The organism is Pseudoroseomonas sp. WGS1072 (assembly GCF_049340465.1).
Lineage (GTDB): Bacteria > Pseudomonadota > Alphaproteobacteria > Acetobacterales > Acetobacteraceae > Pseudoroseomonas.
Genome location: NZ_JBMPSU010000001.1, coordinates 243,553 through 262,583 on the forward strand (window position 1 = coordinate 243,553; position 19,031 = coordinate 262,583).

The 19,031-nt window shown below is 71.5% G+C and carries 19 protein-coding genes; 4 read left to right on the forward strand and 15 right to left on the reverse strand.

Annotated features, from left to right (window positions below):
• Window positions 1-14 precede the first annotated feature (14 nt).
• Together mreC and ACF3NH_RS01190 are read right to left on the reverse strand one after the other, a co-directional pair.
• On the reverse strand, window positions 15-878 hold the full coding sequence (gene mreC, locus ACF3NH_RS01185; RefSeq protein ID WP_198366140.1) for a rod shape-determining protein MreC: 864 nt from the start codon (window positions 876-878) through the stop codon (window positions 15-17).
• A gap of 46 nt (window positions 879-924) precedes the next feature.
• Window positions 925-1,968 carry a rod shape-determining protein gene (locus ACF3NH_RS01190; RefSeq protein ID WP_198366139.1) on the reverse strand — a complete coding sequence of 348 codons (1,044 nt, stop codon included), beginning with the start codon at window positions 1,966-1,968 and terminating at the stop codon, window positions 925-927.
• A 209-nt stretch (window positions 1,969-2,177) separates the two neighbouring features.
• Here ACF3NH_RS01190 and ACF3NH_RS01195 point away from each other — a divergent pair, with 209 nt between their 5' ends.
• Window positions 2,178-2,417 (forward strand): YMGG-like glycine zipper-containing protein, encoded by a 240-nt coding sequence (locus ACF3NH_RS01195; RefSeq protein ID WP_198366138.1) that lies wholly within the window; start codon window positions 2,178-2,180, stop codon window positions 2,415-2,417.
• Between the two features lie 92 nt (window positions 2,418-2,509).
• Here ACF3NH_RS01195 and ACF3NH_RS01200 read toward each other — a convergent pair whose 3' ends face one another.
• The gene (locus ACF3NH_RS01200; protein ID WP_422921576.1) at window positions 2,510-4,093 is read right to left on the reverse strand and encodes a 2-isopropylmalate synthase; all 1,584 of its coding nucleotides are present in this window, start codon (window positions 4,091-4,093) and stop codon (window positions 2,510-2,512) included.
• Window positions 4,094-4,552: 459 nt separating this feature from the next.
• On the opposite strand from ACF3NH_RS01200, the gene ACF3NH_RS01205 reads away from it, so the two are divergent.
• The gene (locus tag ACF3NH_RS01205) at window positions 4,553-5,083 is read left to right on the forward strand and encodes a GNAT family N-acetyltransferase (RefSeq protein ID WP_422921577.1); all 531 of its coding nucleotides are present in this window, start codon (window positions 4,553-4,555) and stop codon (window positions 5,081-5,083) included.
• A 30-nt stretch (window positions 5,084-5,113) separates the two neighbouring features.
• On the opposite strand, the gene puuE is transcribed toward ACF3NH_RS01205, so the two are convergent.
• From puuE to miaA, 6 genes are all read right to left on the reverse strand, one after another.
• On the reverse strand, window positions 5,114-6,055 hold the full coding sequence (puuE, locus tag ACF3NH_RS01210; protein ID WP_422921578.1) for an allantoinase PuuE: 942 nt from the start codon (window positions 6,053-6,055) through the stop codon (window positions 5,114-5,116).
• Window positions 6,056-6,104: 49 nt separating this feature from the next.
• Window positions 6,105-7,301, reverse strand: a complete 1,197-nt coding sequence (locus ACF3NH_RS01215; RefSeq protein ID WP_422921579.1) for a zinc-binding metallopeptidase family protein — start codon at window positions 7,299-7,301, stop codon at window positions 6,105-6,107.
• A 139-nt stretch (window positions 7,302-7,440) separates the two neighbouring features.
• Window positions 7,441-8,457: a ketol-acid reductoisomerase gene (gene ilvC, locus ACF3NH_RS01220; RefSeq protein ID WP_198366133.1), complete on the reverse strand. Its 1,017-nt coding sequence runs from the start codon at window positions 8,455-8,457 to the stop codon at window positions 7,441-7,443.
• Window positions 8,458-8,493: 36 nt separating this feature from the next.
• Window positions 8,494-9,018, reverse strand: coding sequence for an acetolactate synthase small subunit (ilvN, locus tag ACF3NH_RS01225; RefSeq protein ID WP_198366132.1), 525 nt, complete (start codon window positions 9,016-9,018; stop codon window positions 8,494-8,496).
• A 57-nt stretch (window positions 9,019-9,075) separates the two neighbouring features.
• Window positions 9,076-10,872, reverse strand: coding sequence for an acetolactate synthase 3 large subunit (locus ACF3NH_RS01230; protein ID WP_422921580.1), 1,797 nt, complete (start codon window positions 10,870-10,872; stop codon window positions 9,076-9,078).
• A gap of 57 nt (window positions 10,873-10,929) precedes the next feature.
• Window positions 10,930-11,922 carry a tRNA (adenosine(37)-N6)-dimethylallyltransferase MiaA gene (miaA, locus tag ACF3NH_RS01235; protein WP_422921581.1) on the reverse strand — a complete coding sequence of 331 codons (993 nt, stop codon included), beginning with the start codon at window positions 11,920-11,922 and terminating at the stop codon, window positions 10,930-10,932.
• Between the two features lie 44 nt (window positions 11,923-11,966).
• Between miaA and serB the strand changes: the two genes are divergently transcribed.
• The gene (serB, locus tag ACF3NH_RS01240) at window positions 11,967-12,875 is read left to right on the forward strand and encodes a phosphoserine phosphatase SerB (RefSeq protein WP_422921582.1); all 909 of its coding nucleotides are present in this window, start codon (window positions 11,967-11,969) and stop codon (window positions 12,873-12,875) included.
• A 66-nt stretch (window positions 12,876-12,941) separates the two neighbouring features.
• On the opposite strand, the gene ACF3NH_RS01245 is transcribed toward serB, so the two are convergent.
• From ACF3NH_RS01245 to hflK, 4 genes are all read right to left on the reverse strand, one after another.
• Window positions 12,942-14,486, reverse strand: a complete 1,545-nt coding sequence (locus ACF3NH_RS01245) for a DegQ family serine endoprotease (RefSeq protein ID WP_198366128.1) — start codon at window positions 14,484-14,486, stop codon at window positions 12,942-12,944.
• Between the two features lie 192 nt (window positions 14,487-14,678).
• Window positions 14,679-14,873, reverse strand: a complete 195-nt coding sequence (locus tag ACF3NH_RS01250; protein WP_198366127.1) for a DUF2065 domain-containing protein — start codon at window positions 14,871-14,873, stop codon at window positions 14,679-14,681.
• 13 nt (window positions 14,874-14,886) lie between these two features.
• A complete protein-coding gene (gene hflC, locus ACF3NH_RS01255) occupies window positions 14,887-15,813 on the reverse strand; it encodes a protease modulator HflC (protein ID WP_198366126.1) in 927 nt (308 codons plus the stop codon).
• Complete coding sequence (gene hflK / locus ACF3NH_RS01260; protein WP_422921583.1) at window positions 15,810-17,018, reverse strand: FtsH protease activity modulator HflK; 1,209 nt, start codon at window positions 17,016-17,018, stop codon at window positions 15,810-15,812. The genes hflC and hflK overlap by 4 nt, the downstream gene beginning before the upstream one ends.
• A 178-nt stretch (window positions 17,019-17,196) precedes the next feature.
• Here hflK and ACF3NH_RS01265 point away from each other — a divergent pair, with 178 nt between their 5' ends.
• Window positions 17,197-18,399 (forward strand): Mrp/NBP35 family ATP-binding protein, encoded by a 1,203-nt coding sequence (locus tag ACF3NH_RS01265; RefSeq protein ID WP_422921584.1) that lies wholly within the window; start codon window positions 17,197-17,199, stop codon window positions 18,397-18,399.
• 17 nt (window positions 18,400-18,416) lie between these two features.
• On the opposite strand, the gene ACF3NH_RS01270 is transcribed toward ACF3NH_RS01265, so the two are convergent.
• Window positions 18,417-18,662: a hypothetical protein gene (locus tag ACF3NH_RS01270; protein ID WP_198366123.1), complete on the reverse strand. Its 246-nt coding sequence runs from the start codon at window positions 18,660-18,662 to the stop codon at window positions 18,417-18,419.
• Window positions 18,663-18,689: 27 nt separating this feature from the next.
• Complete coding sequence (locus ACF3NH_RS01275; RefSeq protein WP_422921585.1) at window positions 18,690-19,025, reverse strand: hypothetical protein; 336 nt, start codon at window positions 19,023-19,025, stop codon at window positions 18,690-18,692.
• Window positions 19,026-19,031: the final 6 nt, after the last annotated feature.

Consider the following 19,031-nt stretch of genomic DNA (forward strand, 5'->3'; position numbering starts at 1 on the left):
CCGCCCGCCCCGGCTCAAGGGCGGCCGCGCGCTTCGGGCCGGGCAACCGCCTCGGGCGGCAGGATGCCGGACAGCCCGAAATCGAAGATCCGCAGCAGGTCCAGCCGCTCCAGACGGGCGAACAGCTCCACCTCGGGCGCCCCGCCCTCCGGCCAGCGGACCACGCCCACCGGCAGGCCGGCGGGAAAGATGCCGGCCTCGGCGCTGGTCACCACCCGCTCGCCCTCGCGCGGGGGGCTGCCCTCCGGCCAGTGCTGCAGGCGCGGCCGGGCGCCGTTGGTGCCGGCCAGGATGGCGCGGGACCGGCTGTCCTCCAGCGCCACGGGGAGGCGGCTGTTCATGTCGGTGAGCAGCAGGACGCGGGCCGACCGGCTGCCGACCTCGGTGACGCGCCCGGCGAGCCCGTTCTCGTCCAGCGCCACCTGCCCCTTGCGCAGCGTGACGCCCGGCGGCGTGGCCAGCAGCACCGCCCGGGCGTAGGTGCCACCGGCATCGGCGACGACACGGGCGGTCTGGAAGGCCGCGGGCGGATCGGGGATGAAGCGGAGCTGGCGGCGCAGCAGGGCGTTCTCGGTCTCCAGCGCCAGGGCGGCGGCCTGCCAGCGGTGCAGCCGCCCGTTCTCCTCCCGCAGGCGCCGGTTCTCGGCCTGGATCTCGGAAATCTGGCGCAGCTCCTGCAGGGCGCCGCGCACCGCCCCGGCCGGCCGGGTCAGCAGGACGTAGAAGGGGGTGAGGGCGTCGGCCAGGGCCATGCGCCCGCGCTCGACCAGCGCCGGATCGGCCTTGCCGAGCAGCACCAGGCCCAGCGCCACCGCCAGGAGCATCGGCAGGAACAGGCGGGACAGGGCCTGGCGCAGCGGTATGCTGAGACGGATCAAGCGGCCTCCAGAAACCCGCCTTGGGCGGGCCCGGCGCCTTTATACCTCAGTACATGGTGGAGAGGACGTGGCGCAGTCGCTTCATCTCATCGAGCGCCCGTCCTGTGCCCAGCGCGACACAGGCCAGCGGGTCCTCCGCCACCGACACCGGCAGGCCGGTCGATTCGCGCAGCACCTGGTCCAGCCGCTGCAGCAGCGCGCCGCCGCCGGTCAGCACGATGCCCTTGTCCACGATATCGGCGGCGAGCTCCGGCGGCGTGTTCTCCAGCGCCACCTTCACCGCCTCGACGATCTGCGTCACGGGCTCGGCGATGGCCTCGGCGATCTGGCGCTGGCTGATGACGATCTCGCGCGGCACCCCGTTCATCAGATCGCGGCCCCGGACCTCGGTCATTGGCCCCTCGCCGCCATAGTCCGGATAGGCGGCGGCGCCGATCTCGAGCTTGATCCGCTCCGCCGTGCTCTCGCCGATCAGCAGGTTGAAGTGGCGGCGGATGTGGGAAATGATCGCCTCGTCCAGCTTGTCGCCGCCGACGCGCACGCTGCGGGCATAGACGATGCCGCCCAGCGAGATCACCGCCACCTCGGTGGTGCCGCCGCCGATATCGACGATCATCGAGCCGGAGGGCTCGGTCACCGGCAGGCCGGCGCCGATCGCGGCCGCCATCGGCTCCTCGATCAGCAGCACCTTGCGCGCCCCGGCCGATTCGGCGCTCTCCTGGATGGCGCGGCGCTCGACGGTGGTGGAGCCGGAGGGCACGCAGACGATGATCAGCGGCGAGGCGAAGCCCCGGCGGTTGTGCACCTTGCGGATGAAGTGCTTGATCATCTCCTCCGCCACCTCGAAATCGGCGATGACGCCGTCGCGCAGCGGCCGGATGGCGGCGATGTTCCCGGGCGTGCGGCCCAGCATCATCTTCGCCTCCTCGCCCACCGCCAGCACCTGCTTGCGGCCCCGGATCTCGGCGATGGCGACGACGGAGGGCTCGTTCAGCACGATGCCCCGCCCCTTCACGTAGACCAGCGTGTTCGCGGTGCCGAGATCGATGGCCATGTCGGCGGAGAGGAAGCCGAACAAGCGGGAGAGCATGCAGCGCACCTTCCTGGTATCAGCCGCCCTGGGATCAGCCGCCCCCGGGCCGGGACACAGCGAAAGGGCGCAGAGGCTTACCCTTCGGCACCGCCGGCCTCAAGCCGCAATCGTGAGCCATGCCGTGCCAAGAATGACACCCCGGCAACCTTCAACCCAGGAGCGCGTTACACAGCCGCAAGTTCCTGCAGACAAAGGAAGCACAGCGAATGCGGAAAGCCCCTCTCCTGCTTCTGGCCCTGGCCGGCCTCGGCCTCTCGGCCTGCGGCTACAGCACCGGTGATCGCGCCGCCTCGGGCGGCCTGCTGGGCGCCGGCACGGGTGCCGCCATCGGCTCCCTCTCCGGCAATGCCGGCACGGGCGCGCTGATCGGCGGTGGCGTCGGTGCCCTGGGCGGTGCCGCCACCAGCTCGGACCAGGTCAATCTGGGCCGGCCGGCCTGGCGCTAAGCCCCGGGCGCTGAGCGCACACCCGGCCACCAGGGACGGAACAGGCCGGGGAGGGCGACTTCCCCGGCCTTTTCTTGTCTCGGCGCGCCGGATCAGGCGCTGCGCATGATCTCCGGCGGCGCGGTGCGGGCGCGCTTGGCCAGCAGCTTGTTGAGGGCGTGCACATAGGCCCGGGCCGAGGCGATGATGGTATCGGTATCCGCCCCCTGCCCGTCCACGAGCTTGCCGTCCTCCTCCAGCCGCACGGTGACACGGGCCTGGGCATCGGTGCCGCCGGTGACGGACTGCACGGCATAGAGCTTCAGCTCGGCGCGGTGCGGCACCACCTGCTGCAGGGCGTTGAAGGTGGCATCCACCGCGCCGTCGCCGCCGGCCACGCCGTCGCACTGCTCGCCATCCACCTCCAGCGCGACGCTCGCGGTTGGCCGCGTGCCGATGCCGGTGGCGACGGTGAGCGCCAGCAGCTTCACCCGGTCCTTGATGCGCACCACCTCGTCATCGACCAGGGCGATGATGTCCTCGTCGAACACCGTCTTCTTGCGGTCGGCCAGGTCCTTGAAGCGCCGGAAGGCATCGTTCAGCTGATTGTCGCCCAGCGTGTAGCCGAGCCCGGCCAGCTTGTCGCGGAAGGCGGCGCGGCCGGAATGCTTGCCGAGCACGATGGAGTTGGTCGTCCAGCCGACGCTCTCGGGCGTCATGATCTCATAGGTGGACTTGTCCTTGAGCACGCCGTCCTGGTGGATGCCGCTCTCGTGCGCGAAGGCGTTACGGCCGACGATCGCCTTGTTCGGCTGCACGTCGAAGCCGGTGATGGTGGCCAGCAGCTTGCTGGTGCGGAGGATGTTCTGGGTGACGATGTTGGTCCGGTAGGGCAGCGCGTCATGGCGCGTGCGCAGCGCCATCGCCACCTCCTCCAGGCTGGCATTGCCGGCCCGCTCGCCGATGCCGTTGATCGTGCTCTCGATCTGCCGCGCGCCGGCCTGGATGGCGGCGATGGTATTGGCCACCGCCATGCCGAGGTCGTTGTGATTGTGCGCCGAGAGGATCACCTGATCCGCGCCCGGCACCCGCTCGCGCAGCGCCCGGAAGATCGCCGCCATGTCCTCCGGCATGGAGTAGCCGACGGTGTCGGGGATGTTGATGGTGGTCGCGCCCGCCTTGATGGCGGTCTCGACGCAGCGGCAGAGGAAGTCGATGTCGCTGCGGCTGCCATCCTCGGCGCTCCACTCGACATCCTCGGCATGGTTGCGGCCGAGCGTCACGCTGCTGTGGATCAGCTCCAGCACCTCCTCGCGCGACATGCGCAGCTTGACGCGCATGTGCAGGTCGGAGGTGGCGAGGACGATGTGGATGCGGCCCCGCGCGGCGGGCTTCACCGCCTCGGCCGAGCGCAGGATGTCGGCCTGGGCGGCGCGGCTCAGGCTGGCCACCACCGGCCCGTCCTTGGCGAAGCGGGTGGCGATGGAATGCACGCTGTCGAAATCGCCCGGCGAGGCGATGGCGAAGCCGGCCTCCATGACGTCGACGCCCAGTTCGGCCAGGGCCTCGGCCATGCGCAGCTTCTCCTCCAGGTTCATGGAGAAGCCGGGCGACTGCTCGCCGTCGCGCAGCGTGGTGTCGAAGAAGATGATGCGGTTGTCGTCCAGCTTGCCGAAGCTGGGATGATGGATGGCCATGGAGAGCGTCCCTCGATAATTCCTGCCGCGATTCTGGGCCCTGGCGGGCGCGGCCGTGACGGTGCCGGTGGGGGCGCGACGGCGCCCGGGTCTCCCCTGAGGGGACCTCCCCTGAGCGATGCCGGCCGGTCAGCCGGGCGTCACGCCCAGGGGCGGCTAAGTCGAAGGAGGAGGCCGGCCAGCGGGCGCGCGCCGAGGACGGCGGTGAGGCCGTGCTGCAGCTCGAAGGCGCGCGGGGTCGCGATCATGGCCGGAACGATAGGCAGAGCCGCGGCGGGATGCAAGTCGCGGCCGCCGGGCGGCGGCGGAAATCGGCTTTGATGAAGCTTTTCTGACGGCTCGCCGGATGGCTGGCGGCCCCCCGCCGGGCCCCGCTATCCTGGCACCGTGCGGCGCCAGGGCGCGCCGCGCCGACAAGGGCCGCCGCAGGCGGTCTCCGTCACAACAGCAAGGTGCCTTGTGCGCCCCCGAACTATCGAGCTCCGCGCGATGCGGAGCGATGCCGAGCGGACCCGCTACCACGCCATCCGCGAAACCTGCATCTTCGAGCTGTATCACCATGCGGACGGGCCCTATCCCTGCCGCTACGACCCTGGACATCCGGATGAATCCGCGCCGGGGCACCACCCCCTGGTGCTGTGCCTCGATGGCGCGGTGGCGGGCACCATCCGCATCGACATGAAGCCGGATGGCCGCGCCGTGCTGCGCCTGATCGCCATCGCGCCGGAATACCGCGGCGAGGGGCTCGGCGGGGCGCTGCTGGCCGAGGCCGAGGCCTTCGCGCGGCGCGCCGGCGCCACCCGGCTCTGCGTCAACGCGCGGCGGCCGGCGCTGGGCTTCTACAGCCGGTCCGGCTTCCAGCCCGGCCACTGGGAGGGCTGCACCACCTGCCCCGAGGGCGTGCCGCTGGTGAAGCCGCTCGCGCTCAGCCTGGACGGCCGGGCCATCCCCCGCCGCGCCCCGGCTGCCGTGGTGCGACAGGCCGCGTGAGGAAGAGGCCGGGGGCCACAGTCCCCGGTCTCAGCTTCCCGGTTCTAGGGGGCCTGGCGGATGCACCGCCATCCAGTGCCGGGCGATCTCCTCCCGCGTCGCCACCCAGACATCCTCCTGCGCCACGACGTGATCCAGGAAGCGCTCCAGCGCCGCCGCGCGCGCCGGCCGGCCGACCAGCCGGCAATGCAGCCCGACGCTCATCATCTTCGGCGCCGTCGCCCCTTCCCGCCGCAGGAAGTCGAAGGCGTCCGTCAGGTGCTGCGTGAAGCCGTCATTGGCCGAGAAGCCGGGCGGCACCGCGAACTTCATGTCGTTGTTGTCGAGCGTGTAGGGGATGATCAGGAGCGGCCGACCGGCGATAGTGACGTAGTAGGGCAGATCGTCGTCATAGGCGTCGCTGTCGTAGAGGAAGCCACCATGCTCGGCGACGAGCCGGCGCGTGCGCGGGCTGATGCGGCCGGTGTACCAGCCCACGGGCTTCTTCCCGACGACCTTCTCGATGGTCTCGACGCATCGCGCGATATGCGCGCGCTCCGTCGCCTCATCCACCGCCTGGTAGTTGATCCAGCGCCAGCCATGGCTGGCCACCTCGTGCCCCGCCTCGGCGAAGGCACGGCCGATCGCGGGGTTCAGCTCCAGCGCGCGGCCGACGCCATAGACGGTCAGCCTCAGCCCACGCTCGGCGAAGAGCCGCAGCACGCGCCAGACCCCGGCGCGGGCGCCATAATCGAACTGGCTTTCCTTGCCGATGTCGCGGGCGCCCAGGACCGGATCGCCGCCCGGCGTCTCGTTCAGATAGATCTCGCTGCCCGGGTCGCCGTTCAGCACGCTGTTCTCGCCGCCCTCCTCGTAGTTCAGCACGAAGGACAGGGCGAGCCGCGCGCCGCCGGGCCAGCGCGGGTCCGGCGGGTTGCGGCCGTAGCCGGTGAAGTCGCGGGGATAGGGGCTGTCGGGTGCGAGGATGGTCATGGCGGCCCCAGCCTGGATCGGCCGGGGCCCGCGGGTCAATCGCTCCCGGTCATGCCGCCACCGGCACCGCCTCGGCCTGGGCCCCGGGCAGCTCGCCATGCACGAGGGACTGGATGAAGGCCAGCTTCGCCACCACCGCCGGCGAGAGCACGAAGGGATAGAGATCCGGCGTGCCCATGCAGCGGTTGAGGCTGTTCACCGCCGCGGTCAGCGGCACCCAGGCCTCCATCAGCGGTTCGATGCGGGTCTCGCGATAGGGGTCGAAATCCACCTCGGCGGTCAGCGTGCCGGACTTGTCGGCATGCGGGTCGATGCCGAGGCCGAAGGCGCGCGCCATCTCCAGGGTGTCGACGATGTGCAGATAGTGCGCCCAGGTTTCGGCGAAGTCCTCCCAGGGATGCGCGGTGGCATAGGTGGAGACGAAGTTCTCCTGCCAGTCCGCCGGCGGCCCCTCGTTGTAGTGGCGCTGCAGGGCGGCCCCGTAATCCTGACTGTCATCGCCGAAGACGGCACGGCACTGCTCCAGCCGGCCGCCATCCCGCACCAGCCGATCCCAGAAGTAATGCCCGGATTCATGGCGGAAATGGCCGAGCAGCGTGCGGTAGGGCTCGCCCATCGCCTCGCGCCGGCGCACCCGCTCGGCATCGTCGGCCTCGGCGAGCGCCAGGGTGATGAGGCCGTTGTCATGCCCGGTCATCACATTCGGGCCGCCATCCGGCATATCCGCCAGGAAGTCGAAGACCAGGCCGTTCTGCGGATCGTCGACCCGGTTGGGCAGCGGCAGGTCCAGGCGGATGAAGCCGTAGAAGGCGCGCCGCTTCGCTTCCTCGATCTTCTGCCAGCGCGCCAGGTTCAGCGGATCGGAGATATCGGGGATGGTGCGGTTGTGCCGGCAGGCCAGGCAGAAGCGCTCGGGGGAATCGTCCGGCACCAGCCAGTTGCAGGCATCCTGCGCGGCATTCTCGCAGAAGCGGTGGAGCCTGTCCGGATCGGCCCGCGGCCGCCAGAGCTGGCGGGGGGGTGCCGAGGCTGTCCCCGTCTGCTCGCCGTCGAGGTCGCCCGCCGCCTGCTTGTCAGCCTCCTCCGGCGAGACCTCCTGCGGGATGCCCTCCTCCGGCTCTATCGGGTCCAGCGCCGAGAGGCGGTTCCGCCCGGGCAGATAGCCGAGCGTCGCGCCGCACTTCATGCACTGGGTGTTCTCGAAATAGAGCAGCTGGCCGCAGACTTCACAGTTGAACAGACGCATGGGGGGTCCTCCGGCGCGGGTCCTGGCTGGAACGGCACCATGGGCGGGTGGTTGCGATGCCGCAATCGCGCATCTCCTCCTCGCCGAACGCAAAAGGGGCGCCGAAGCGCCCCTCCCCTGTCCGAACCTGATCGCGGGCTCAGTTCCGCGTCTTGTCGACCAGCGCGCCCTTGGTGATCCAGGGCATCATGCCGCGCAGCTTGGTGCCGACCTCCTCGATGGAGTGCTCGGCCAGGCGGCGGCGGGTCGCCTTGAAGGAGGCCTGGTTGACCTTGTTCTCCAGCATCCAGTCGCGGGTGAACTTGCCGGACTGGATGTCGTTCAGCACGCGCTTCATCTCCGCCTTGGTCTCGGCGGTGATGATGCGCGGGCCGGTGACATACTCGCCGTACTCCGCGGTGTTGGAGATGGAGTAGTTCATGTTGGCGATGCCGCCCTCATAGATGAGGTCGACGATCAGCTTCACCTCGTGCAGGCACTCGAAATAGGCCATCTCGGGCGCGTAGCCAGCTTCCACCAGCGTCTCGTAGCCCGCCTTGATCAGCTCGACGAGGCCACCGCAGAGGACGACCTGCTCGCCGAACAGGTCGGTCTCGCACTCTTCCTTGAAGGTGGTCTCGATGATGCCGGAGCGGCCGCCGCCGACGGCGGAGGCGTAGGAGAGCGCGATCTCCAGCGCGTTGCCCGAGGGGTTCTGGTGCACGGCCACGAGGCAGGGCACGCCGCCGCCCTTCTGGTACTCGCCGCGCACGGTGTGGCCGGGGCCCTTCGGCGCGATCATGAACACGTCGATATCGGCGCGCGGCTCGATCAGGTTGAAGTGCACGTTCAGGCCATGCGCGAAGGCGAGCGCCGCGCCTTCCTTCATGTTCTCGTGCAGATGGTCGCGGTACAGGTCGCCCTGGCCCTCATCGGGCGTCAGCACCATCACCACATCGGCCCACTTCGCCGCCTCGGCCGGGGAGAGCACCTTGAAGCCGGCGGCCTCGGCCTTCCTCGCGGAGGCGCCGGGGCGCAGGCCGATGACCACCTCGGAGACGCCCGAGTCCCGCATGTTCATGGCATGGGCATGGCCCTGGCTGCCGAAGCCGATGACCGCGACCTTCTTGGCCTTGATCAGGTTCACATCCGCATCGCGGTCGTAGTAGACGCGCATCTCGCGCACTCCCAGTGGGTTGGCTGAAAAGGAAGGTCAGGCCTGCAGCGCGGCGGTGCCCCGGGCGATCGCCACCGCGCCGGTGCGGCTGACCTCCACGAGGCCGAGCGGCCGCATCAGGTTGATGAAGGCATCGAGCTTCTCGCCGCTGCCCGTCATCTCGAAGACGAAGCTCTCGATGGTGGCATCGACGACGCGGGCGCGGAAGGCGTCGGCCAGGCGCAGCGCCTCCTGCCGCGCCGAGCCGGAGCCCGCGACCTTGACGAGCGCCAGCTCGCGGTTGAGATGCGGCCCCTCCAGCGTCAGGTCGGCCACCTTGTGCACCGGCACCAGCCGGTCGAGCTGCGCCTTGATCTGCTCGATCACCATCTCGGTGCCGGAGGTGACGACGGTGATGCGCGACAGGCGGCCCTCGGCATCGACCGGCGCCACGGTCAGGCTGTCGATGTTGTAGCCGCGGCCGGAGAACAGGCCGATGACGCGCGCCAGCACGCCGGCCTCATTCTCCACCAGCACCGCGATGGTCGCGGCCCGGAAGCTGTTGTCGGTGGGATCGGGCATGGTTCGTCCAGTCGGGGATCGGGGGCGCGGAGCGAAAGGAGGGATGGCGGCGCGGCGTCAGACCAGCGCCGTCCCCTCATCCGTGACGCCCGCCCCCGCGGCGATCTGCCCCGGCGCCAGCAGCATCTCGTTGTGCGCGGCACCGGAGGGGATCATCGGGAAGACGTTCTCCTTCTCGTCGACCGCGACATCGACGATCACCGGCCGGTCGATGGCGATCATCTCGCGGATGACGCGGTCGAGGTCGTCCATGCCGGTGGCGCGCAGGCCCACGCCGTGGAAGCTCTCGGCCAGCTTGACGAAATCGGGCAGCGCCTCGCTGTAGCTCTCGGAATAGCGGCCGCCATGCAGCAGCTCCTGCCACTGCCGCACCATGCCCATGTACTGGTTGTTCAGGATGAAGACCTTCACCGGCAGGCGATACTGCGCCAGCGTCGACATCTCCTGGATGTTCATCAGGATCGAGGCCTCGCCGGCGATGTCGATCACCAGCGCATCCGGATGCGCGACCTGCACGCCCATCGCCGCCGGCAGGCCGTAGCCCATGGTGCCGAGCCCGCCCGAGGTCATCCAGCGGTTCGGCTTCTCGAAGCCGAAGTACTGCGCCGCCCACATCTGGTGCTGGCCGACCTCGGTGGTGATGAAGGTCTCGCGCCCGCTCTCCCGCGTCAGCTCGTAGAGCCGCTTCACCGCGTGCTGCGGCTTGATGATCCGGCCTTCGTGCACGTAGCGCAGGCAGTCCCGGCCGCGCCACTGATCGATCTGCCGCCACCAGCCGGCCAGCGCCCCGCGGTCCTGGGGCGCGCCATCGGCCTCCCAGGCGGCGATCAGCGCGCGCAGCACGGCGGCGGCGTCGCCCACGATCGGCACCTCGACCTTGACGTTCTTGTTGATCGAGGAGGGATCGATATCGGCGTGGATCTTCACAGACCCTGGCGCGAAGGCGTTCAGCCGCCCCGTCACGCGGTCGTCGAAGCGGGCGCCGATGTTGAACATCACGTCGCACCCGTGCATGGCGAGATTCGCCTCGTAGGTGCCGTGCATGCCCAGCATGCCGAGGAACTGCGGGTCGCTGGCGGGATAGCAGCCGAGGCCCATCAGCGTGTTGGTGCAGGGCAGGCCCGCCATGCGGACGAACTTCGTCAGCAGCTCCGAGGCCTCGGGGCCGGCATTGATCACGCCGCCGCCGGCATAGACCACCGGCCGCTTCGCCCCCTTCAGCAGCGCCACCGCCTTGCGGATCTGCGCCGCGTCGGGCTCGAACTGCGGGCGGTAGGAGCGGTGCTCGGCGGTGGGCGGCGGGGTGTAGCGGCCCTTGCCGATCAGGATGTCCTTCGGCAGGTCGATCACCACCGGGCCGGGGCGGCCGGAGCGCGCCACGTAGAAGGCCTCGTGCACCGTGCTGGCCAGCTTGTCCATCTGCTTGACCAGATAGTTGTGCTTGGTCGCGGGCCGGGTGATGCCGGTGGTGTCGGCCTCCTGGAAGGCGTCGTTGCCGATCAGGTGGGTCGGCACCTGACCGGTCAGGCAGACGATCGGGATGCTGTCCAGCAGCGCGTCCACCAGCCCGGTCACGGCATTGGTGGCGCCGGGGCCGGAGGTGACGAGCACGCAGCCCACCTTGCCGGTGGAGCGGGCATAGCCCTCGGCCGCGTGCACCGCCGCCTGCTCGTGCCGCACCAGGATGTGGCGGATGGCGTTCTGGTTGAAGATGGCGTCATAGATCGGCAGCACGGCGCCGCCCGGATAGCCGAAGATGACCTCTACGCCCTGATCCTTCAGCGCGCGGAGGACGATCTCGGCACCCGTCATCGACTGGGCCTCGGATCCGGCGGGAAGGGTGGCGGAGGACATGATGGGTACTGGCTTTCCTTGGTTCGGCCCGGCGGCAGCCGTGCCGGGCGCCCCGATCTAAGCCCCCTGCCCCGTCGCGTCAACGCGTCGTCGAACAAACGAGAAAATTTCCTCACTTTCTCTTTCCGAAAATTGCTCAATATCCGTCACTCGCGCATGGATCGTATGCGTTTCGCTGGGGTCGGCCAGCGCCTGATGGCGGAACCAGGTGGCCTGCCGCTTGGTGTACTGGCCGATGGCGAGGCAGGCGCGCCGCCCCGCCTCCTCCAGCCCGGCCTCCCCACGCAGCACGGCCGAGAGTTCCGGCACGCCATGCGCCCGCATGGCCGGCAGGGCGGGATCGAGCCGCCGCGCGAGCAGGGCGCGCACCTCCTCCATCGCCCCCGCCGCCAGCATCGCCTGCCAGCGTCGCCCGATCGCCGCGCGCAGCGCGTCGCGCGGCGGGTCGAGCCGCAGGGCGGCGAAGCGCCAGGATGCGGCGTCCCCGGCCAGCCCCTCCCCGGCCGCCGCCTGCCAGGCCGCGAGCCCGCGCCCGGTACCCTGCCGGACCTCCCAGGCGCGGGCGATCCGCTGGCTGTCCGTCGGCCGCAGCCGCGCCGCCGTCTCCGGGTCCGCCGCCGCCAGCCGGGCATGCAGCGCGGCGGGGCCGATCTCGGCCAGCAGCGCCCGTGCCGCCGCCCGCGCCTCGGGCGGGATGGGCGGGATGTCCACGATGCCCTCGATCAGCCCGCGCAGGTAGAGGCCGGTGCCGCCGCAGAGGATGGGCAGGCGGCCGGCGTCGCGCGCCGCCGCCATCTCGGCCAGCGCCAGGCCGCGCCATTCGGCGAGGTTGCCGGCCAGCGCCGGGTCGCGCACGCCGTAGAGCCGGTGCGGCGCGCGCGCCCTCTCCTGCGGCGCGGGCTGCGCCGTCAGCACCGCCAGCCCGGCATAGAGCTGCATGCTGTCGGCGTTGATCACCACGCCGCCGAGGCGCTCCGCCAGGGCCAGGGCGAGCGCCGATTTGCCGCTCGCCGTCGGTCCCGCCACCAGCACCGCCAAAGCGTCACGCATCGCCTGTTGATCCCGTCCCGTCCGGGCGGCATGGTCCGCCGCGCATGCAGAATGTTCTGACCCTGATCGCGCCCGCAGGCCAGCTGCCGGCGCCCCTCGCCGCGCGGGTCCGCTCCGCGCTGATGGCGCTCGGCGCCGATATCGGCACGCCGGACTGGCTCTCGGAGGCCGAGGCGCTGGACCTTCCCTTCGACGGGCTGGCGCCGGAGCAGGCCGTCGCCGCCGCCCGCGGCGCGCTGGACGGCGCCCCCGCCGATGCCATCGCCCAGCCGGCGGCGGGGCGCCGCAAGCGGCTGCTGATCGCCGACATGGACAGCACGATCGTGCAGAGCGAGACGCTGGACGAACTCTCGGCCTATGCGGGGGTGAAGGAGCGGGTGGCCGAGATCACGCGCCGCAGCATGAACGGCGAGATCGACTTCGCCGCCGCGCTCCGCCAGCGCGTCGCCATGCTGAAGGGGCTCGACCTCTCCGCGCTGGAGGCCACCTGGCGGCAGACCCACCCGATGCCCGGCGCCGCCGAGCTGGTCGGCACGATGGTCGCGCACGGCGCGCATTGCGCCCTCGCCTCCGGCGGCTTCACCTGGTTCACCGGCCGCGTGGCGGCGCAGCTCGGCTTCACCAGCCACCACGCCAATATCCTGCTGGATGACGGCCAGGCCCTGACCGGCGGCGTCGAGGAGCCGGTCTTCGACCGCGAATCCAAGCTCGCCACGTTGAAGCGCCTCGCGGCCGATCTCGGCCTGCCGCTCTCCGACACCCTGGCGGTGGGCGATGGCGCCAACGACCTCGCCATGCTGGGCGCGGCGGGCCTCGGCATCGCCTTCCGCGCCAAGCCGGTGGTGGCGGCGGCGGCGCGGGCGCGGGTGGATCACGCGGATCTGCGCGCCCTGCTCTTCGTCCAGGGCTACCGCGCCGCCGAGTTCGTCACGGCGGGCTCCGGGCAGCGCTGACGCAGGGTCCCGGCCCCGCGGAGAAGGCGGCCGGGAAGAGGCTTGGTCCCTTCCCGGCCCGCATCGTCAGCCCGGGCTGCCGGGCTCCCGGCCCAGGCGCAGCGGCACGAAACGCTGGCCCTGCCCGTTCTCGATCAGCATCAGCGCGCTTGGCCGGTTCTGCCGGCGCAGGCGGGTGAGCTGCTCCTGCACCTCCTGCGGAGTGGTGACGCGGTTCTGCTGCACTTCCACGATCAGGTCGCCGGCGTTGAGGCCGCGCTCGGCGGCGCTGCTGTTCGGCGCCACCTCGGTGATGACCACCCCCTTCGCCTCCTCGCCGAGGCTGAAGCGCTCGCGCGTCTCGGGCGAGAGCGGCGCCACCTTGAGGCCCAGGCCCGACAGCTCGACCGCGCCGCTGCCGGGCCGTGCCTGCTGCGGGCTGCCGGCGGAGGCCTGCTGCTCGGCGGGAAGCTCGGTGACGGTGACCTCGACGGTCTGCCGGTTGCCGCCGCGCCAGAGCTCGACGGGCACCTTGCTGCCGACCTTGGTCTCGGCGACGACGCGCGGCAGCTGCCGCATCTCGCGCACATCCTGCCCGTTGAAGCGCAGGATCACGTCACCGTTGCGGATGCCGGCCTTCGCGGCCGGGCCATCCTCCTGCGCGCGCGCCACCAGGGCGCCCTGCGCGCCGCCCGGCAGGGCCAGGCTCTCGGCGATCTCCTCGGTCACCTGCTGGATGTTCACACCCAGCCAGCCGCGCCGCACCCGGCCGTCGTCGCGCAGCTGCGCGACGATGTTCTTCGCCAGATTGGAGGGAATGGCGAAGCCGATGCCGATCGAGCCGCCGGAGGGCGAGACGATGGCGGTGTTGATGCCGATCACCTCGCCCTGAACGTTGAACAGCGGGCCGCCGGAATTGCCGCGGTTGATGGCGGCGTCGGTCTGGATGAAGTCGTCGTAGGGACCGGCGTTGATGTTGCGGCCGCGCGCCGAGACGATGCCCGAGGTCACGCTGCCGCCGAAGCCCAGCGGATTGCCGATCGCCAGCACCCAGTCGCCCACCTCGGCCTTGTCGGAATCGCCGAAGGGCACGACGGGAAGCGGCTTCTCCGGCTTGACGCGCAGCACGGCGATGTCGGTGCGCGGGTCGACGCCGACCAGCTCGGCCCGCAGGGTGGTGTTGTCCTGCAGCACCACGTTGATCTCGTCGGCGCCGTCGATAACGTGGTTGTTCGTCACGATGATGCCGGAGGCGTCGACGACGAAGCCCGAGCCCTGGCTCTGCGCGCGGCGCGGCGGCTGGCCGGGACGCGCGCCCGGGCCGCCGGGGCGGTTGCGCTCGAAGAAGTCGCGGAACAGCTCCTCGAAGGGGCTGCCCGGCGGGGCCTGGGGCATCTCCGGCGCGTCCGGCCGCCCGGCGCGGGCCTGCAGCGTCTGGCTGGTCTGGATGTTGACCACGGCCGGCAGCAGCTTGCGCGCCAGCGGGGCGAAGCTCTCCGGCGTGGTGGCCACCGGGCCCGGCGCGCTGGGCGCGTTCGGCGCCACGGTGGCGGGCTGCGCCAGGACGGAGGGCGAGAGGGCGAGAGGCGCCGCGGCAACCGTGGCACTCAGGAGAAGGGTGGCGAGACGCATCGGCATTCCTCGCTGTGCGGCGAAAGGACGGTGTCCGGGCGGCTGCCCGGCATGACCTGGAGAATGGGGCGCCGGAGAGAGATCAGGAAGGTGGCAGGCCACCTCAAAGGCGGGAAAAGCTGTTACAAAGAGCGTCCCCCGCCGCACCGGGGTAACGAAGCACCAGCAAGACCGGTCCGTGTAACGGATCGGTTATCCGCCGACCAGGAAGCTGGCCAGTGCGACGCCGGCCACGGCCACCAGCAGGCCGGTCATCCGCAGCCGCTCCGGCGGCACGGCCAGGATGCCCGCCAGGGCGCGGCGCATGGCGTCCGGAAAGGCCGCGTAGAGCAGCCCCTCCAGCGCCACGACCACCGCGACCCCGGCGATCAGCTCGGTCAGCGTCATGCCGCCGGCCGGCTCAGTCGGCCGGCGCGGGCTGCGCCCCCAGAGTCTCCGGCCGGGTCAGGCCGGGTGTCGGCATGCCGGGCTGGCTCTGCCGGAAGTAGCGGAAGAACTCCGAATCCGGGGTCAGCACCAGCCGCGCCTCGCCCTCCGAGAAGGCGTCCCGGTAGGCCTGCATGGTGCGGTAGAAGCCATAGAACTCCGGATCCCGCTGGAACGCGCCGGCGAAGATGCGGATCGCCTCCTCGTCGCCCTGGCCGCGCAGCGTGTCCGCCTGGGCCTGGCTCTCGGCCAGGATGACGGTGCGCTCGCGGTCGGCGCCGGCGCGCACCCGCGCCGCCACCTCCGCACCCTCGGCGCGCGCCTCGCGCGCCACCCGCTCGCGCTCCGACTTCATGCGCGACAGGATCGCCTGGGTGTTCTCCTCCGGCAGGTCGGCGCGGCGGATGCGGACATCCTCCACGGCCACGCCGAAGCGGCGCGCCTCCTCGTTCACCTGCCGCTGGATCTCGCTCATGATCCGCGCGCGGTCGGAGGAGAGCACGGCGAGCAGCGGCTCGTTGCCCAGCACCCGGCGCAGCGACGAGACCACGATCGAGGAGAGCCGGCCGCGGATGCCCGCCTCCTGCGCGCCCGAGGTCTGGAAGAAGACCAGCGGATCGGTGATGCGGAAGCGGGTGAAGCTGTCCACGATCAGGCGCCGCTGGTCCCCGAGGATGACCTCTTCGCCCGGCGCGTCGAAGTCCAGCAGGCGGCGGTCGAAGCTGATCACCGACTGGATGAAGGGCAGCTTGGCGTGCAGGCCGGGCTTCTCGATGACCCGGATCGGCTCGCCGAACTGGGTGATCAGCACCTGCTCGGTCTGGTGCACGGTGAACAGCGCCGAGGCGGCGGCGGCCAGGCCGACGACGACGACGCCGCCGAGCAGCATCATGCGGTTCATCGGGCGCCTCCCTGCGGGCGGGCCTGCGGCACGCTGAGCGCCGAGGGCGGGGCGGGCGGCGTCTGCTGCTGCTGGCGCGGCGCGGCCGGGGTCGAGCCGTCCAGCGGCAGGTAGGGCACCACGCCCTGCAGGCGGTCATCCACCACCAGCGTCGGATTGCGGCGCAGGATCTCCTCCATGGTCTCCAGGTACAGCCGGCGGATGGTGACATCCTTGGCGGTCTGATAGGCGCTCAGCACGCTGACGAAGCGCGCCGCCTCACCGCGCGCCCGGGCCACCTGGCTCTCCCGGTAGCCCTCGGCCTCCTGGATCATGCGCTGCCCCTCGCCGCGGGCGCGGGGGATGATGTCGTTGCGGTAGGCCTCGGCCTCGTTGCGCATCCGCTCGCGGTCGGCATTGGCGCGCTGCACGTCGCGGAAGGTGTCGATGACCTCGGACGGCGGCTCGACCTTGAGGAGCTGGATCTGCGTCAGCTCGATGCCGGAGCCGTACTGGTCCAGGATGAACTGCGTGCCGGTGCGGACCGCCTGCTCGATCTGCGCCCGCGCCTCGGTCAGGGCGGGCTGGATCGGGGTGCGGCCGACAACCTCGCGCATCACGCTCTCCGCCGCCAGCTTGACCGTCTGGTCGGGGTTGCGGGTGTTGAAGAGGTATTCCCCCGCATCGCGGATGCGCCAGAACACCGCAAAGTCGATGTCGATGATGTTCTCGTCACCGGTCAGCATCAGGCTCTCCTCCAGCACGTCGCGGGCGGAGACGGGACGGGTTAGGGGCGAGTCGTTGGCGGCGCGGAAGCCGACATCGATGCGGTTGATGCGGGTTACGCGCGGCGTGGTGACGCTCTCGACGGGCCAGGGGATGCGGTAGTTCAGGCCCGGAGCGGTGGTGCGGTTGAAAGCGCCGAAGCGCATGACCACGCCCTGTTCGTCCGGCTGCACCCGGTAGAGCCCGCTCGCCGCCCAGACCGCCAGCAGCGCGGCCAGGCCGATCCCGATCCACTTGCCGCCGCCACGGCCGCCGCGCGGCAGGATGCGGCGCAGCGCCTCCTGCGCCTGGCGGATGGCCTCGTCCAGATCGGGCCCGCCGCCAGGGCCCCGGCCACCGGAGCCACCGCCCTGGGGCGGCTGACCCCAGGGACCGCCGGGGCGAGGATTGCCCCAGGGACTGCCGCCCTGGCCGGATCCGCCGCTACTGTTCCATGGCATAAACTGGCTCTACTCCCTCAGCATCCGTGTCCTGGCGCCCGGTACTTGCGCACGGCGGATGCATGCGCGACAGGGCCGGCCCATATGTCGCCCTGTCCGGGCCATGGCGCAATGCATGAACATCACGTAATGGCGAGGGCCGGGCCGATATTGTCCGCAGAAGAGGGGTTTTCAAGCAATGCCTGACGCCGTCGCGACTCCCGCGGCAGATCCTTCGGAACCTCCCCTGGCGCGGGCGGTACGGGCGGCGCTCCGCGTGGTGCACGATCCGGAGACGGGGCAGGACGTGGTGGCCTCGGGCATGCTGCAGGGCCTCTCGGCGCGGGACGGGATGGTGCAGTTCACGCTGACGGTGCCGCGGGAGCGGGCGCGGCAGATGGAGCCTCTCCGCGCCGCTGCCGAGCGGGTCGCCGCGGCGGTGCCCGGCGTCCTTTCGGCCACCTGCGTGCTGACCGCGCATCGCGACGCGCCGACGCCGGGCCGCGGTCGGGAGGGGGGCCAGGAGGCAGGCCAGGGCGTTCCGCCGCGCCCGGCGGCCGCCCCCGCCGGCCCGGCGCGCTTCAGCCGCCCGCCCCCCGGACAGGGGCAGATGCTGTTGCCGGATGTCCGCGCCATCGTCGCCATCGCCTCGGGCAAGGGCGGCGTCGGCAAGTCCACGACGGCGGTCAACCTGGCCGTCGCCCTGGCCGCCGACGGCAAGCGGGTCGGCCTGCTGGACGCCGATATCTACGGCCCCTCCCTGCCGCAGATGCTGGGCCTGCGGGAGAGGCCCCGCGCCGCGGCCGGCCGGCTGGAGCCGGTGGAGCGCTGGGGGCTCCGGGCCATGTCGATCGGCCTGCTGGTCGAGCCGGAGACGGCGATGATCTGGCGTGGCCCGATGGTGATGGGCGCGCTGGAGCAGATGCTGGGCCAGGTGGACTGGGGGCCGCTCGACGTGCTGGTGGTGGACATGCCGCCCGGCACCGGCGACGCCCAGCTCACCATGAGCCAGCGCGTGCCGCTGGCCGGCGCCGTGATCGTCTCGACGCCGCAGGACGTGGCGCTGATCGATGCCCGCCGCGGCGTCCGCATGTTCCAGAAGGTGAACGTGCCGGTGCTCGGGCTGATCGAGAACATGTCCTACTACTGCTGCCCGCAATGCGGCCACCGCGCCGATCTCTTCGGCCATGGCGGGGCGCGGGCGGAGGCGGAGCGGATGGGCGTCGAGTTCCTCGGCGAGCTGCCGCTCAAGCTGGAGATCCGCCAGCTCGCCGATGCCGGCACGCCCATCGTCATGGCGCGCCCCGAGAGCCACGAGGCGGAGAGCTACCGCGCCATCGCCCGGCGGCTGTCGGCCAAGCTGACCGCCGCGCCCGCCGGGCCGCGCATCATCGTGGAGTGACGGCGGCGCCGCGCGGCTCAGTGGCCGCGCGGCAGCCTCCCGTCCCGGGGGACCCCATCCTGCCGCCGGCGGCCGTAGCGGTAGCCGATGAACAGCGCCGCCACGATCAGCAGCGCCGTGGCCGGATCGTGGAAGAGGAAGGTCAGCACCGCCCAGACCAGGCCCAGCACCGCCCAGACCAGCCAGAGGCTGAGCGACAGCGCGGCGAAGACCAGCATCAGCGGGAAGCCGATCAGCAGCAGCAAGAGCACCACCCAACCCATCGGGTTCTCCTTCTCGTCAAAGCGGCGTCAGGCACGGCCGCGCGGCTTGCGGGCCGGAGGCGACGGCCGTCGCGCGGTGGCCCGGCCGAGGGCGAACCCCCCAAGCCCGGTCAGCAGCAGCAGCGCCCCGAGGTCGCCCACCAGGGCATGCGCCAACGGCACGCCGATCAGCAGCACGCCCACGCAGATGAGCACGGCCATCCAGCGGCGCCAGGGGAAATCGCGCAGGGCGCCGGAGAGGGCGGCGAAGGGCGCCCGCAGGCGGCGCGCCCCGCGCCGGGCCGGTGGGCGGCCAGAGGGGCGACCAGCGGCGCGGCGCGGCGTGGAGGCACCGCCGGTGCCGTTGCGCGGGGCGGGCGCCATGGCGGC